The 14945-nt window shown below is 64.1% G+C and carries 14 protein-coding genes; 3 read left to right on the forward strand and 11 right to left on the reverse strand.

Translation table 11 applies throughout. The features are described from left to right. Positions 1-927, reverse strand: coding sequence for an L-threonate dehydrogenase (ltnD, locus tag BMI89_RS02350; RefSeq protein WP_078569682.1), 927 nt, complete (start codon positions 925-927; stop codon positions 1-3). A 198-nt stretch (positions 928-1125) separates the two neighbouring features. On the opposite strand from ltnD, the gene otnK reads away from it, so the two are divergent. From otnK to BMI89_RS02365, 3 genes are read left to right on the forward strand one after another with little or no spacing between them, the layout of a single operon-like run. Beyond that, positions 1126-2406 (forward strand): 3-oxo-tetronate kinase, encoded by a 1281-nt coding sequence (gene otnK / locus BMI89_RS02355; protein ID WP_078569683.1) that lies wholly within the window; start codon positions 1126-1128, stop codon positions 2404-2406. Further along, positions 2396-3034, forward strand: coding sequence for a 3-oxo-tetronate 4-phosphate decarboxylase (otnC, locus tag BMI89_RS02360; RefSeq protein ID WP_078519932.1), 639 nt, complete (start codon positions 2396-2398; stop codon positions 3032-3034). Before otnK ends, otnC begins: the two co-directional genes overlap by 11 nt. Before the next feature lie 39 nt (positions 3035-3073). Continuing rightward, positions 3074-3967 carry an NAD(P)-dependent oxidoreductase gene (locus tag BMI89_RS02365; protein ID WP_078569684.1) on the forward strand — a complete coding sequence of 298 codons (894 nt, stop codon included), beginning with the start codon at positions 3074-3076 and terminating at the stop codon, positions 3965-3967. Positions 3968-4124: 157 nt separating this feature from the next. Here the strand turns inward: BMI89_RS02365 and ugpC are convergent, their stop codons facing one another. The 10 genes from ugpC to BMI89_RS02415 form a co-directional block, all read right to left on the reverse strand. Next, on the reverse strand, positions 4125-5195 hold the full coding sequence (ugpC, locus tag BMI89_RS02370; RefSeq protein WP_078569685.1) for a sn-glycerol-3-phosphate ABC transporter ATP-binding protein UgpC: 1071 nt from the start codon (positions 5193-5195) through the stop codon (positions 4125-4127). A 1-nt stretch (position 5196) separates the two neighbouring features. Beyond that, positions 5197-6189 carry a levansucrase gene (locus BMI89_RS02375; protein WP_078569686.1) on the reverse strand — a complete coding sequence of 331 codons (993 nt, stop codon included), beginning with the start codon at positions 6187-6189 and terminating at the stop codon, positions 5197-5199. Between the two features lie 6 nt (positions 6190-6195). Then, entirely contained in the window at positions 6196-7074 is an 879-nt protein-coding gene (locus tag BMI89_RS02380) for a carbohydrate ABC transporter permease (RefSeq protein ID WP_078569687.1), read from the reverse strand. A 1-nt stretch (position 7075) separates the two neighbouring features. Further along, positions 7076-8143, reverse strand: a complete 1068-nt coding sequence (locus tag BMI89_RS02385; protein ID WP_078519937.1) for a sugar ABC transporter permease — start codon at positions 8141-8143, stop codon at positions 7076-7078. A gap of 68 nt (positions 8144-8211) precedes the next feature. Next, positions 8212-9474, reverse strand: a complete 1263-nt coding sequence (locus BMI89_RS02390) for an extracellular solute-binding protein (RefSeq protein ID WP_078569688.1) — start codon at positions 9472-9474, stop codon at positions 8212-8214. Position 9475: 1 nt separating this feature from the next. Then, positions 9476-10546, reverse strand: coding sequence for a LacI family DNA-binding transcriptional regulator (locus BMI89_RS02395; RefSeq protein ID WP_078539978.1), 1071 nt, complete (start codon positions 10544-10546; stop codon positions 9476-9478). A gap of 365 nt (positions 10547-10911) precedes the next feature. Then, positions 10912-12087, reverse strand: a complete 1176-nt coding sequence (locus BMI89_RS02400) for an iron-containing alcohol dehydrogenase (protein WP_078569689.1) — start codon at positions 12085-12087, stop codon at positions 10912-10914. 21 nt (positions 12088-12108) lie between these two features. After that, complete coding sequence (locus BMI89_RS02405) at positions 12109-12942, reverse strand: ABC transporter permease (protein ID WP_078519941.1); 834 nt, start codon at positions 12940-12942, stop codon at positions 12109-12111. Next, complete coding sequence (locus tag BMI89_RS02410; RefSeq protein WP_078545692.1) at positions 12935-13807, reverse strand: ABC transporter permease; 873 nt, start codon at positions 13805-13807, stop codon at positions 12935-12937. The genes BMI89_RS02405 and BMI89_RS02410 overlap by 8 nt, the downstream gene beginning before the upstream one ends. Positions 13808-13810: 3 nt before the next feature. Further along, positions 13811-14899 (reverse strand): ABC transporter ATP-binding protein, encoded by a 1089-nt coding sequence (locus BMI89_RS02415; RefSeq protein ID WP_078569690.1) that lies wholly within the window; start codon positions 14897-14899, stop codon positions 13811-13813. Positions 14900-14945: the final 46 nt, after the last annotated feature.

Consider the following 14945-nt stretch of genomic DNA (forward strand, 5'->3'; position numbering starts at 1 on the left):
TCAGCCCTCACTTGCAGGCGTGGCGCTAGGCAGCTCGAGCCCCGCGATATCCGCCAGCATCCGCGCCACCGAGGCGTCATCGTCGCGCCCCATCCCGGCCGCCGCTGTCATGACGAACATCTGCATCGCCGTGCTTGCAATCGGCGTCGGGAATTTCATATCCCGCCCGATATCCGCGACGATCCCGAGGTCCTTGGTGAAGATATCCACCGCACTGCGCGGGCTGTAATCGCCCTCGAGCACATGCGGCACCCGGTTTTCGAACATCCAGGAATTGCCCGCCGAGGCGGTGATCACCTCGTAGACCTTCTCCAGATCCAGATCCATCGCCTTGGCGAAGGTGATCGCCTCGCAGGCCGCCGCGATATGCACCCCGGCCAGAAGCTGATTGACCACCTTGAAGGCCGCGCCCGTGCCCGCCTCCTCGCCCAACTCGTAGACCTTGGCCGCGACGCTATCGAGCGCCGGGCGGATGCGCGCAAAGGTCGCAGACGGCCCCGAGCCCATGATCGTCAATTCACCGCTGGCGGCACGCAGCGCACCGCCGCTGATCGGCGTATCGAGATACTCCACGCCCACCGCGGCGCAGCGCTTGGCGAAGACGCGCGCCAGATCGGGCGCCATCGTGGCGCAGGACATCACGACGCCGCCTTTGGACATGGTCGCGACGGCGCCGCCCGGTCCGAAAAGCACCTGCTCTGTCTGGTCGGCATTGACGACCACGGCGATCACCAGATCCGCATCTTGCGCACCCGTCGCAGGGTCAGCCGCAACCGCGCCGCCAAGCGCCGCGAAGCGCTCCATCGCATCGGCATTCACATCGACGCCCGTCACCGCGAACCCGTCTCGCAGCAAGCTCTCGGCCATGCCGAAGCCCATCGATCCCAGACCGATGACACAGACCTTCGTCTCTTGGGGTGACTTCATGCGGAATACCTCTCAATCGCCGATTTCTAGTCTCACTCCGCCCCCTCCCAGCGTCCATCTTGCGCTTGCATTGCTGGAATGATAGCGTTGTCATTACATCGTTAGCCCGAGCTGCAACGGCTTGGCAAGGGCTATGTGAAATCGCCGTCCCGAGCCGTCGGGGCGATCGGCGATCTGTGGACCGAGGGAGGAATTTCCATGCTGATCGGAGCGGTCGCCGACGATATTACCGGCGCCACTGACCTGTGCCTGATGCTGTCACGCAGCGGGTTGAAGACGCGGCAGGTCATCGGCCTACCGGGGCCGCAAATGGACCTTTCAGGGGCCGATGCGGTGGTGGTCGCGCTGAAGTCGCGCACCATTCCGGCAGCCGACGCGGTCGAGATGTCGCTGCAGGCCGCGAAAGCCCTGCGCGCAGCCGGGGCGCAGGGCCTGATGTTCAAGTATTGCTCGACCTTCGACTCCACCGACGAAGGCAATATCGGGCCCGTCACCGAGGCCCTGATGGAGTTCACCGGCGCGACCCTGACCATCGCCTGCCCCGCCTTCCCGGCGACCGGGCGCACGGTCTACAAGGGCCACCTTTTCGTGGGCGATCGCCTGCTGTCGGAAAGCCCGCTCAAGGACCACCCGCTCACCCCGATGCGCGACCCCGATCTGGTGCGCGTTCTGGGGCGGCAGACGGCGCTGAAAGTGGGCTCGATCGACGTTGCGACGATCCGGCAGGGAGAGGCCGCGCTGCGCGAGGCGCTCGAGGCCGCACGTGCCGCTGGCACCCGCATCGTCGTCACCGACACGATCGACGAATCGGATCTGATGACGCTCGGCGCGGCTTGCGCGGAGATGCCGCTGATCACCGGCGGTTCGGGCATCGGCCTGGGTCTGGCCGCGGCCCTTCGTGCCCAGAGCGACGCGCATAGCGCCCCGGATCGGATGCAAGCTCCGGAGGGCCGCTGCGCGATCCTCGCGGGCTCCTGCTCGGTCGCGACCCGTGGCCAGATCGCGGCGGCGCAAGCGGCGGGCCTGCCGAGCCTAGCGCTCGACGTGGAGGCACTGACCGAAGGCAGACAGAGCGCGGATGAGATCGCCGACTGGGCCATCGCGCAGCCCGCCGACAGCACACCCCTGATCTTTTCCAGCGCCGATCCTGCGCAACTCACCAAGATCCAGTCCCGCTTGGGCCGTGACGCCTCCGGCGCGCTGGTCGAAGACACGCTGGCCGCGGTCGCCGAACGACTGCGCGACGCCGGGTTCACCCGGATGCTGATCGCGGGCGGCGAGACGTCGGGCGCGGTGACGACGGCGCTCGGCGTGCGCCTGCTCGACATCGGCCCGGAGATCGACCCCGGCGTGCCGTGGACGATGAGCCTGTCCGGCCCACGCCTCGCGCTCGCGCTCAAATCGGGCAATTTCGGCGCCGAGGACTTCTTCCTCAAGGCGTGGGACCTGCTGGAGCCGGAGGCCGAACATGTCGGATGAGACCCGTCTGCGCGACCAGATCTGCACCATCGGGCGCTCGCTCTTCGATCGCGGCCTGACCGCAGGGTCTTCGGGCAATATCTCGGCGCGGCTGCCCGATGGCGGTTGGTTGATGACGCCGACCAACGCCTCGCTCGGCACGCTCGATCCGGCCCGGATCTCGCTCTTCGACCGGGATGGAAATTTCGTCTCGGGCGACAAGCCGACCAAGGAATCCTTCCTGCATTTCGCGATGTATGACGAGCGTCAGGAGGCGGGCGCGGTGATCCACCTGCACTCGACCCATTCGACGGCCGTCTCGATCCTGCGCGACATCGACCCCGAGGACGTGCTGCCGCCGCTGACCGCCTATCACGTGATGCGCGTGGGCAAGCTGCCGCTGGTCCCCTACTACGCGCCGGGCGATCCCGAACTAGCCGAGGCCGTGCGCTCGCTCGCCAGCGCGCATCACTCGGTGCTGCTGGCCAATCACGGCCCCGTCGTCGCAGGCACCAGCCTGTCGAACGCGCAATACGCCGCCGAAGAGCTGGAGGAGACTTCCAAGCTGTTCCTCGCGCTGCAAGGCCACGCGATCCGCCCGCTCACCCAGTCGCAGGTCGCGGACTTGCGCAAGCGCTTCAATCTCTGACCCAAATTTCACGACCTACCGACCCAAGCGGAGTACCCAATGACTAAGACCCAGGAAACCATCGGCTTCATCGGCACCGGCCTGATGGGCCACGGCATGGCCAAGAACATCGTCGAGAAAGGCTATCCGCTGACCGTGATCGCCCACCGCAACCGCAAGCCGATCGAGGACCTGGTCTCGCGCGGGGCGACCGAGGCATCGTCCTACGAAGACCTCGCCGCCCGTTCGTCGATCATCTTCCTGTGCCTCACCGGCGCGCCCGAGGCCGCTGAGGCGGTCGCGAAGCTGACCCCGGGCCTGAAAGAAGGCAGCGTGATCATTGATTGCTCGACCGGCGAGCCGACCATGACGATGAAGCTCGCACAGGACATGGAGGCGATCGGCGTCGCCTATGCCGATGCACCGCTCAGCCGCACCCCGAAAGAGGCCTGGGAAGGTACGCTCGATTGCATGGTCGGCGCGGATGAAGAGCTGTTCGCACGCATCGAACCGGTCATCGACACCTGGGCGGGCAAGATCGTGCGCGTGGGCAGCCTCGGCGACGGCCACCGTATGAAGCTGCTCAACAACTTCATCTCTCTCGGCTATGCCGCGCTTTATTCCGAAGCCCTCGCGCTGTCGCGCAAGGTGGGCATTCCGATCGAGCAGTTCGACAAGGTGATCCGGGGCGGCCGGATGGATTGCGGCTTCTACCAGACCTTCATGGGCTACGCGCTCGAGGGCAACCGCGAGGCGCACAAGTTCACCCTCGCCAATGCCTACAAGGATCTGCGCTATGTCGAGACGATGGCCAACGCCGCCACCGTCGCGACCCCGCTCGCCAGCACGGCCAAAAACGCCTTCGCGATGGCGATGGCAACCGGTGGCGACGGCTCTGAAGATTACGTGCCGCATCTCGCGGATTTCGTAGCACGCGCGAACGGGCTCGACTGAGCCCACGCACCTCCCGAAAGCGACGTTTCAGCCCGGCCAGAAATGGTCGGGCTGAGCATTTTTCAGCTCCGCCCGAGCGGTCCGGTTTGAATGTTCGAACATGGCCGACCTTAGGTCCATCGGGAGGATGGGCTCAAGGGCCGGTGAGCGCCACCCCTCATTCGTCGGGGTGGAACAGATGCGTCCGGGCGGGGTCGAACGCCAGATCGATCCGTTCGCCGCGTTCGAATTGCTTGTCCTCGCTGAAGGCGGCGATCAGGCTCGTGCCATCCTCCATCGCCAGATCGACGACCGTTTCACTGCCCAGCCGTTCGACCAGAGACACCTGACCGTGCAGGACGCCCTCATCGGGCGTGCTGGGGGTGACGTATTGCGGGCGCAGGCCCAGCAGGGCGGTGTCGCCGGGGGCGAATTTACGACCGCGCACGGGCACGACGATCGGGTCCATGGAGTGGCGCGCGACCTTGGCGTTTTCACTGTCGGCCTCCAGGACTTCGACCTCGAGGAAATTCATCGACGGCGCGCCGAGGAAGCCGGCGACGAAGCGGTTGGCCGGGTTGTGATAGAGCTCCATCGGCGAGCCCGACTGCATCACCAGCCCGTCGCGCAGCACCACGATCTTGTCGGCGAGCGTCATCGCCTCGACCTGATCGTGGGTGACGTAGATCATCGTCGCGCCCAGTTGCTTGTGGAGCTTGCCGATCTCCATGCGCATGTCCATCCGAAGCGCCGCGTCGAGGTTCGAGAGCGGCTCGTCGAAGAGGAAGACCGAAGGGTTGCGGGTGATCGCGCGCCCGATCGCGACGCGCTGGCGCTGGCCGCCCGAGAGCTGGCTGGGGCGACGGTCGAGCAGATGCTCCATCTGCAGGATCTCGGCGGCGCGCTGCACTTTCTCCGCCTTCTCGGCTTTCGACGCGCCCGAGATGGTGAGGCCGAAGGCCATGTTGTCGCGCACGCTCATATGCGGGAAGATCGCGTAGCTCTGGAACACCATCGCCACGCCGCGTTCGCGGGGCTGCACGTCATTGACGCGCTCGCCGTCGATCTCCAGCGTGCCGCCCGAGATGTCCTCGAGCCCTGCAATCATCCGCAGCAGCGTGGATTTCCCGCAGCCCGAGGGGCCTACGAAGACGCAGAACTCGCCATCGGCGATGTCGATATCGACTCCGCGGATGACCTCATGGGCGCCATAGCTCTTTCGCAGGCCGCGCAGCTTGATGTCTGCCATGTCATTTCCCTCCCTGCTCGGCATCCGCGTCGATGTGCAGATAACCCTCTGCGTCCACGAGAACGGGCTCCGGGTCGCGGATCTGGCCGACGAAATGGTCGTGGCCGTTGTCGTCGAACCCCATGATCACCAGCCCCTCGGCGGTCTCGAGGATGCGTGCGGCATAGCGCCGGCACGGGTTCGCGCCATCGAGGAAGCCGGGGGCGATCCGCCACGGCCCGCGCGGGTCGTCTGCGATCAGGTAGTGGTTGCCGGTCACCGGGGTCATGCCGGTTTCCGCGATCCGCGCGCGGCTCCAGTGCTCGGCGGCGGTGCAGAACAGGCAATACCAGCGCCCGTTCTCCTCGAAGACCTGCGGCACTTCGAGCTGACCGAACCCGCCGACGAAGACCGGCGGCTGCAATTCCCAGTGGATCAGGTCGGGCGAGGTGGCGAAGCCGATGGCCCCGGCCGCATTCGCCTCTTCGATGCCGGGGGCGCGGGCGGTGAAATACATCAGCCAGCCGTCGCCTGCGGGGTCGCGCATCACCCAAGGGTCGCGCATCGCCCGGTCGTGCCAGTGACCGACCATATGTTCTGCCTCGTACTGCGCGGCATTGGGGCCGGTCAGGTCGAGGCAGAGCCCGTCGCCCACGCGGTCCCAGTTGTGCATATCATGCGAGGTTGCATGACCGATGCGCTGATAGAGCCCGTCTTCAGACTGCCGACCGCCTGTGTAGAACAGGTGCCACAGCCCGTCATCGTCGCGCAGCACCGAGCCGGTCCAGGTGACCAGATCGTCCCAGGCCGGAGCCGGGGCCGGGGTAAGCGACGTTCCCAGATGGTGCCAGCTTATCAGGTCGTCCGAGACCGCGTGGCCCTGGCTCACGTTGAAGTGGCGCAGGTCCGGATCGCCGAGCGACTTGTCAGCCTTGAGGAACCAGGCATGCCAGCGTTCGCCGTCATGGGCATACCAGCTGTCCCAGACCCATTGCTTGTCGAGTGCGAGAACCATGTCGGATTATCCTTTCACGCCGGTAGAGGCGATGGAGGCGATGAACGCCTTTTGAAGCACGAGATAGAAGGCGAGAACCGGCACCGTGATCAGCGTCAGGTAAGCCATGATCTCCCCCCATGCGGGGTTGAGTTGGAAGAAATACTGCAGGCCGACCATTACCGGGCGATACTGCTCTTGCTGGACCACGATCAGCGGCCAGAGATACTGGTTGTACATGATCAGGAATTTCAGGATCGCGGCGGTCGCGATGACAGGCCCCGAGAGCGGGATCACCACGCGGCGATAGATCTGGAACCAGCTTGCGCCCTCGACGCGGGCCGCCTCGATCAGCTCGCCGGGAAGGCCTTTGAAATACTGCACGAAGAGGAAGATCGTCAGCCCGTCCGCGATCCACGGGATGATCTGCACGCGGTAGCTGTCGAGCCAGCCCCAGCTGAGCCCGTCCAGCCCCAGCCAGGGCAGTTTCGACACTTCCAGCAGAAGCGGGATCGCGATCGTCTCGAACGGCACGATGAAGGTCGCGAGAATGATCGAGAGCATCACGTCGCGCCCGCGCCATTGCAGGAAGACGAAGGAGAACCCGGCGAGCGAACAGATCACCAGCGACAGTAGCACCGTCGTCCCGGTCACGAAGATCGAGTTGAAGACGAAGAGCCCGACCGGGGCGCGCTCGAAGGCGCCGGTGTAATTGTCGAGGCTGAGCTGGCCCACCGGCAGGAAGGCGCGCAGGCTCGACGTGTCGCGCAGCAGCTCGTCGCTGGGCTTGAAGCTGGAAATCACCATGAACAGCAGCGGCAGGACGAAGATCAGCGCGATCAGGATCAGCACGAGATAGCGCACACCCAGCCGCAGATTGCGGTTATCGGAACCAATGACACTCATTTCAGCGCTCCCTCGTCAGCCAGCGTTGGATCATCGAAATCACCAGAACGATCAGGAACAGGATCACCGAGATCGCCGAGCCGCCCGCGATGTTCTGCATCCCGTAGCCGCGTTGCACGGCCTGGAAGACCAGCGTCTGGGTGGAGTCGAGCGGCCCGCCCTTCGTCATGACGTCGATCTGGGCGAAGATCGCGAAGGCCTGCATGGTGATCACGATCAGCACGAGCACCGCGGTGTGTCGCAGCCCCGGCCAGGTGACATAGCGGAAGGTCTGCCATTTCGACGCGCCTTCGATCGCTGCGGCCTCGTAGAGCGTGGGCGGGATCGTCTGCAGCCCGGAGAGCCAGATCACCATGTGGAAGCCCACCGCCTGCCAGATCGACATCGTGATGATCGCGCCAAGCGCGGTATGTGGATTGCCCAGCCAGTCGACGGGCTGGAAATGCCCGAAGCTCAGGAAGGACAGCATGTTGTTCAAGAGCCCGTTCTGCCCCGAATAGATGAAACGCCAGAGCAGCGAGACGACGACGATCGAGACGACCACGGGCATGAAATAGATGGTGCGGAAGATCGTGATCCCGCGCAGTTTCTGATTGATCAGCAGCGCGAGACCCAGCGCGATCGCGGCCTGGATCGGTGCGACCATCAGCACGAAGATGCAGGTGTTGAGCAGCGCTTTCCAGAACACGACGTCGCTTGCGATCACCACATGCGCCGTGTCGCCCGAGACCCAGCGGAACCATTCCTGCATGCCGTGATATTGCGGCGTGTCGGGGTTGCGCGTGATGGAGCGCAGGCGGGGAAATTCGGCCTGCCCGTCGGCATCGGTGACGGTCTTGCCCGCGCTATCGGTCTTGGCCTGAAGGTCGACCACCGCGATGTTGAGCATTTCCCGGTAGTTCTCGAGGCCTACGAAACGCGTGGCATTGGGCGAGATCAGCCGCTGGTTGGTCAGCGAGAAGCCGACGCCCAGAAAGAAAGGTGTGATGATGAAAGCGAGGATCAGCACGATGCCCGGCAGGGCAAAGGCCCATCCCGCCCGATTGGCGGAAGTCAGTGACGAGCGCATGGCGCGGTCTCCCGGTCTGAAGTTGGAGGTGGGGGCGCGGCAATCGCGCGCCCCCGCGGCACAGCGGCTCAGTTCTTCTTGTAGCCGTCATTGCGCTTGATATCGGCGTTGATCTGGTCGGTGGCGGAATCGAGCGTGTCGATCACGTCAGCCCCGTCCGCGATATCCGCGGCGGCCTTCTGGAACACCTTGGAGTCGACGACGTAGCCGGGCGTCACCGGACGTTTCTCGGCTTGCGCCTCGGACAGGCCGTAGAACACCGCGAGCGGGCCGCCCGTCTTGTAGTTCTTGGTCATCTGCGCGGCCGACTTGGTCGCCGGGATCAGGCCGAGCGCATCCGAGAACTCCGCCAGATACTTGTCCTGCGTCGCGAACTTGATGAACTCCGCAGCACCCTCGGGAGCCTTGGAGCTGGCCGAGATGCCGAACTGCCAGGACGCGCCGCCGATCTTGGAGCCGTTGCCGAAGTCCGGCGCGGGCAGGAACTCGACATCGTCGACCTTGTCCATCGTCTTGACCGCGTTCCAGTTGCCGTTCCACGAGAAGGCGTATTTGCCGTCGATGAAGCCGGTTTCATGGGCTGCCGGGTCCTGGCTGGTGCCGGGCGCCAGCTTTTCGGTGAACAGCGACTGCCACCAGTTGCCCCATGCGATCGCCGCATCGCCGTTGAGCACGCCCTCCGCGGTGTCATAGGTCTTGCGGTTGACCAGCCCGCCGCCGAAGCTCTGAAGGAAGGGCAGGAACGCATAGGGATACCACTCGCCCTTGTCCGACATGCCCAGATCGATCGCGTAGTCGAACTTGCCGCTCTTCTTCGCGGCCTCGAGCGCGTTCATGAACTCGTCTTTGGTCCAGGGCTTGTCGAGCGTGGGCGTGCGCAGCCCCAGCTCTTTCATCGTGGACTTGCGCGCATAAAGCGCGACCGCCGCGTCCCACAGCCCGATCGAGTAGAGCTTGCCGTCATAGACGCCCTTGGTGCCGGGCAGGAAATCTTTGAAGTGATCTTCCGGGATCGGCAGCGGCTGCAGATAGCCCGACCACGCCCAGTTCGGCATGATCGGCCCGTCCATGTCGAGAATGTCGGGCAGGTTCCCCGCGAGCGCGGCCGCCGTCACCGAGTCATTGTAGCTGTTTTGCGGGAAGCTCTGCAGAGCGACCTTGTAATCCGACTGGCTCTTGTTGAAGTCGTCGATGATCTGGTGGACGATCTTGCTCTCCACCTTGTTGCCTGCACCGTGATACCACATCGTCAGATCGGTGGTCGCGAAGGCAGCACTGCAGAACCCGGTGGCGGCAATGACCGCCCCGGCCGTCACATTCAATAGTTTCATGTCATCCTCCCTTGGATGTCTGGCTTTCGAGTTCGAGGTCGGTCACGGAGGAGCGCCAGAATACGCGTCCCGCCACCCGCACAGGGTCGTGCGGACGGGATGCCTCCTCCGAGATCAAGGAAAGCAAAAGCTCGGCCGCCTGCCTGCCCATCTCGGCATAGGGCAGTTCGACCGTGCTCAGCGGCGGGTAGAGGGTCTCTGCGATCGCACGGTAATTATCGAAACCGGCGATGGAGATATCCTCCGGGACACGGATGCCGCGGGTGCGCAGCAATCCGTAAAGCTGCATCGCCATCTCGTCATTGCCGCAGCAGATCACTGTTGGCGGTTCCGGCAGGGCGAGGATCCGGTCGAGCGCCTCGTCGAGCCACCGGTGCAGAAATTCGGTGTTGATCGGGTAGCCTGTCGATACGAGCGCGGGGTCGTAGGCGATCCCCGCGGCCTCGAGCGCTTCGCGATACCCCTCGATGCGAAGCGGCACCGCATCCATCGCGGGATCGAATGTCAGATAGGCAATGCGCCTGTGGCCATGCGCGGTCAGACGCTCGACGAGCCGTTTCTCACACGCCTTGTCGTCGGGCACGATCGCCGGGGTGCCATGGGCGTCGTAGCAGTTTGCGAGCACCAGCGGGCAAGCCGGTGTCGCGGTCTCGAAGGCCACCCGCTTGTGATAGTCGGCGACATAGATCAGCCCCTCGACCCGATGCTCCTGAAACGTGCGCAGGAGTGCGGGAACCTTGTCGATCTGTCCGGCCGTATCCGCGATCATCAAGGTCAGATCGCGCTCGGCGACGACCTGCTGAATGCCCTGAAGGATGAACAGATCGGGCAGACCCTTGGGGTCGGACAGCTCGGCCGTGCGCGAAATCGCCCCCGTCACGACGCCGATCAGACCCGACCGGTTCGAGCGCATCATGCGTGCCGCGCTCGAGGGGACATATTTCAACTCGCGAATGGCGGCTTCCACCTTCTCGCGGGTCTTTTTGCCGACCGGCGCATCCCCGTTCACGACGCGAGAGACCGTTTTCGGCGAAACGCCGGCCAGCTTTGCTACATCGTAAATCGTCGACACGACGGCCCCTCCAACGCAGAGAAAACTCCGCGACTCCCAAAAGACATCGATGTCATAATCAGAAATGTCATCGATGTCAAATTGCGTTGGGAGGCGCCCCTGAGGCCCTGCCCCGTGCGCTTAGGAAGTGCGATCTCCCGAACTGGAGCTCTCCCAGAGCCCTCAGCACCACCACGAAGTCCGGGTGATCGATAAGCGGTTCAATATCTTCGGAATGCATATTCCCGCGCAGGTGAAGCGCAGGGCCCGCACGCGCGCGATCGTTCTCGGGCCGATTGTAGCCGGGCAGCACGACAAGGCCGACGCCGAGCGACGACAGGCCGCCCCCCGATGCCTTGAGGATCGCTTGCGCCGCAGCCCGGCAGTCAGCGGGCGGCCCGCAAGATCTGCTCGACCCCTTCCGGATCCAAGGGGATCGGATTGCCTCCGGCGCACGGATCACGCAACGCATCAGCGATCAGATCGGAAATATCACTGTCATTCACCTTCACGCCCATTTCGCTCAGCGTCGAAGGCATGTCGATGCGCGCCTGCAACGCCTCCAACCAGGCAAGAACCGCCGCGCCGGGATCGCCGCCCTCGAGCCGCAATTCATGCGCGAGCGTCGCCATCTGCTCTCTCACGGCAGGCAGGTTGAAGCGAAGCACATGGGGCATCAGCACCGCATTGAGCATTCCGTGATGCGCATCGTAACGCGCGCCCAACGGATGCGCCAAGGCATGCACCGCGCCGAGCCCCTTTTGCAGGGCCGTGCAGGCCATCGCGGAGGCGACGATCATGTTCGAGCGCGCCTCCAGATTTTCGGGCTCCCAATAGGCCGTCGCGAGGGCTCCATCGATCATCTTCAATGCCGTCAGGGCCAAGCCATCGGCCATCGGGTGCCAGCCCGGCGCACAGAGCGCTTCCAGCGCGTGCGAGAGCGCATCCATACCGGTCGCGGCCGTCAGAGTGGGCGGTAGGCCAACGGTCAGCTCGGGATCGAGGATCACCAGCTCCGGCAGCATCTCGGGGTGGAAGATGATGACCTTGCGATGGGTCTGGGTATCGGTGATCACCGACGATCTGCCGAATTCGGAACCCGTCCCTGCCGTTGTCGGGATCGCGATGACAGGCACCATTCCCTCGGTCTGAACGCGCCGGAAGTTGTCACCGACATCCTCGAAATCCATCAGCGGGCGCGCTTGCCCCGCCATCATCGCAACCGCCTTGGCAGCATCCATCGCGGAGCCCCCGCCAAGCGCAATGACGCAATCATGGCCGCCTTTGCGCAAGACCTCCCGTCCCGCCATGACATTTTCCACAGTGGGGTTCGGCTGCACATCGTGGAAGAATCCGGGCTCCATGCCTGCAGCTTTCACGATCTCCAGCGCCTGCGTTGCGATCGAAGACGTGGCGAGACCTCTATCGGTGATCAGGAGCGGTGCCTTCGCACCGATCTCCGCCAAGCCTGCGGGAAGATCGGACAGGCGCCAAGCTCCGAACCAGACTTGCGTCGGGAAGCTCCAGCGCGCGTGGAGGCTCGCAAAATCGAATTCACTCATGGGAAGGTCCTGTCGAAGTGATCAGCTCTCGGCAATCGCGCTCAGGCGGCGACGGGCGGCGCGTTTGCGCAACCTGTCGACGGCGAAGATCAATACCAAGGCGGGGATGAAGGTCAGCGTGGCGAGGGCCGGGTAGATCGGGGACGACCCCACCGCGATCCCCGAGAAGACGAAGGTCGGCAGCGTGCGCGTCGAGCCCGAGAGGCTGTAGGTGATGTAGAAATTCCCCCACGATAGCAGGAAGGCGAAGATCGCGGCCGAGAATATCCCCGGCCAGATCAGGGGAAGCGTGATCTCCCGCAGGATCTGCCAGCGGGTCGCCCCCGCATCCTCGGCGGCATAGTCGAGCGTGTTGTCATAGCCCTGCATCTGCACCGAGATGATCACGATGCAGAAGGGCGTGATGTAGATGACATGCCCGATCACCGCGGACCAAAGCCCGGGCGACATGTTCAGCCAGCCGGCCAGCACCGAGAACCACAAGAGCATCACGACGCCCAGCAAAAGCTGCGGGAACAGAAGCGGCGCGAAGGTCAGGATGCGAAAGCCCCATTGGAAGCGGAACTTGTAGCGGCTCCAGGCGAAGGCGCCCCCGATGCCGAGAAGCGTCGCGAAGACCGTCGCGAGCACCGCGAGAAGCGCCGAATTGCCAAGCGCGGACCAGAAATCGCGATCCGCCAGCAACTCGCCATACCAGCGGGTCGAGAATTCGGGGATCGGCCAGGACAGGAAGCGGCTCTTGGTGAAGGAGAACAGCACCAGCGTAGCAATCGGGATGTAGAAGAAAATCAGCGCGGCGAACACGGAGCCGTAAAGCAGGACATCCGCAATTCGCTTTTCCATGCGATCAGTCATTTACCACCCTCCGCGCCTGCCAGAGCGCGACCGCTCCGGCCACCGTCAAAGCCGCCGCCCCGATCACGATCAGCACGAGCGTCAGCGCCGCGCCCAGGGGCCAGTTCACGCGGGTCTCGAAACTCTGTCGGATCAGTTCCGCAGCGAGCGGAGAGGTCCCGCCCCCCATCACCTTCGGCTCGAGAAAGACGCCGAGGCTGAGGACGAACACCAGAACCGCCCCCGCCCAGATGCCGGGCTTGGCCAGCGGCAAGGTCACCTCGATGAAGGCGCGCAGCCGCGAGGCGCCCGCATCACGTGCCGCGAGCACCAGATCGCCGTCGATCCGCGCCATGGAGAGCGCGATGGTGAAGATCGTATAGGGCAGCAGATTGTAGACCATGCCGATCATCGTCGCGTTCGGCGTGAACAGCACGTTCACCGCGGCTGGCGGAAATCCGATCGCCTCGAGCGTGCCGTTCAACACGCCGGAGCGGTCGAGAAACAGCACCCAACCGAAGGTCTTCAGGACCGCATCGGTGAGAAAGGCGAAGACCATCAGCAGCGTGATATGGTCGGACCAGCGCGACAGGCGATGCAGCATGCCATAGGCGATCGGGATCGCGAGGATGGTGCAGAGGACCGTGCAGACCAGCGCCATCATCAATGTGCGCCACATGATCGTCCAGTAATGGACTTGGCTGAACACGTCGGTCCAGACCTTCAGATCCCAGGTCCAGACGAGCCGATAGTATTGCGTGCCCTGAAAACTCAGGAGCGCCGTCATGATCAGCGGGATCACGAAGAACAGCCCCATCAGCAGCAAGAGCGGCAAGGTCGAGAGGCGCAATGCCCCGTCCCGCCAGGATTTCTGTATCTCGGCCATCGCTTACGCCTCCACGGCGAACAGATCGCCCAGCGCGAGACCGAGCTTCACCGGATCGCCTTGTTTCGCCGGCAAGGTGGAGGTGCCGGGGATATCCATCACGATCTCGGTTCCAGCCGCCGCGATCCGATATTGGATCGATGCGCCGCGGATGAAGAACTCGTTTACCGTTCCGGTAATGGTGCAGTCGGCGCTTTCGCCCGGCGCAAGCAGGCGCAGCATTTCCGGACGGATCATCAGCGCCGCATCGGCGCCTGCCGCAACACCGGGCGCGACCTGATCGGCGGCGATGATCGGGTTTGCGCAGTCGAGGACGTCGCAGGCGAACCGGAACGCATCGCCCTCTCGCGTGACCTTGGCGGGCAGGAGATTGGTATCCCCGATGAACCCGGCCACGAAGGCATTCGCGGGGCGGTAATAAATCTCGGACGGCTCGCCCAGTTGCACGATCTTCCCGGCGCGCATGACGCAAATCCGATCGGCGAGCATCATCGCCTCTTCGAGGTCATGCGTGACATGGACGAAGCTCGTCCCGACATGGCGATGCAGGTGCTTGAGTTCGGCCTGCAGGGATTTCTTCAGCTTCGCATCGAGCGCGCTCATCGGTTCGTCCAGCAGCAGCACCGGCGGCTGGGACACCATCGACCGCGCGAGCGCCACGCGCTGCTGTTCCCCGCCCGACAGCTCGTGCGGGTAGCGTTTGAGGTAGCTCTCCTTGAGATGCATCAGCTCCAACATCCGGCGCACGGCCGCATCGATCTCGGGCTTCGGGCGTTTGGCCAGATGCAGCGGGAAACCGATATTCTGCGCCACGGTCTTGTGCGGGAAAAGCGCGAGCTTCTGGAACACCATCCGCGTCGGTCGGGCCGAGGCGGGGATCTCCGTCATATCCTCCCCGTCGATCACGAGGCTGCCTGCTGACAGGTCCTCGAAACCGGCCAGGATCTTGAGCAACGTGGTCTTGCCGCAGCCCGAAGGCCCGACGAGGGCCAGAAATTCTCCATTGGCGACTTCCAGTGAGATATCGGTCAGCGCGCGATAGGTGCCGTAGTATTTATCGATTCCGGTGGCTTTGATGATGGGAGAAACCAAGGGGGACTTCCTGTCTCAGAAAGGGAGCAAGGGCGGCGAAACCGCC

The organism is Thioclava sp. F36-7, from assembly GCF_002020075.1.
In the GTDB taxonomy this organism is placed as follows: Bacteria; Pseudomonadota; Alphaproteobacteria; order Rhodobacterales; family Rhodobacteraceae; genus Thioclava; species Thioclava sediminum.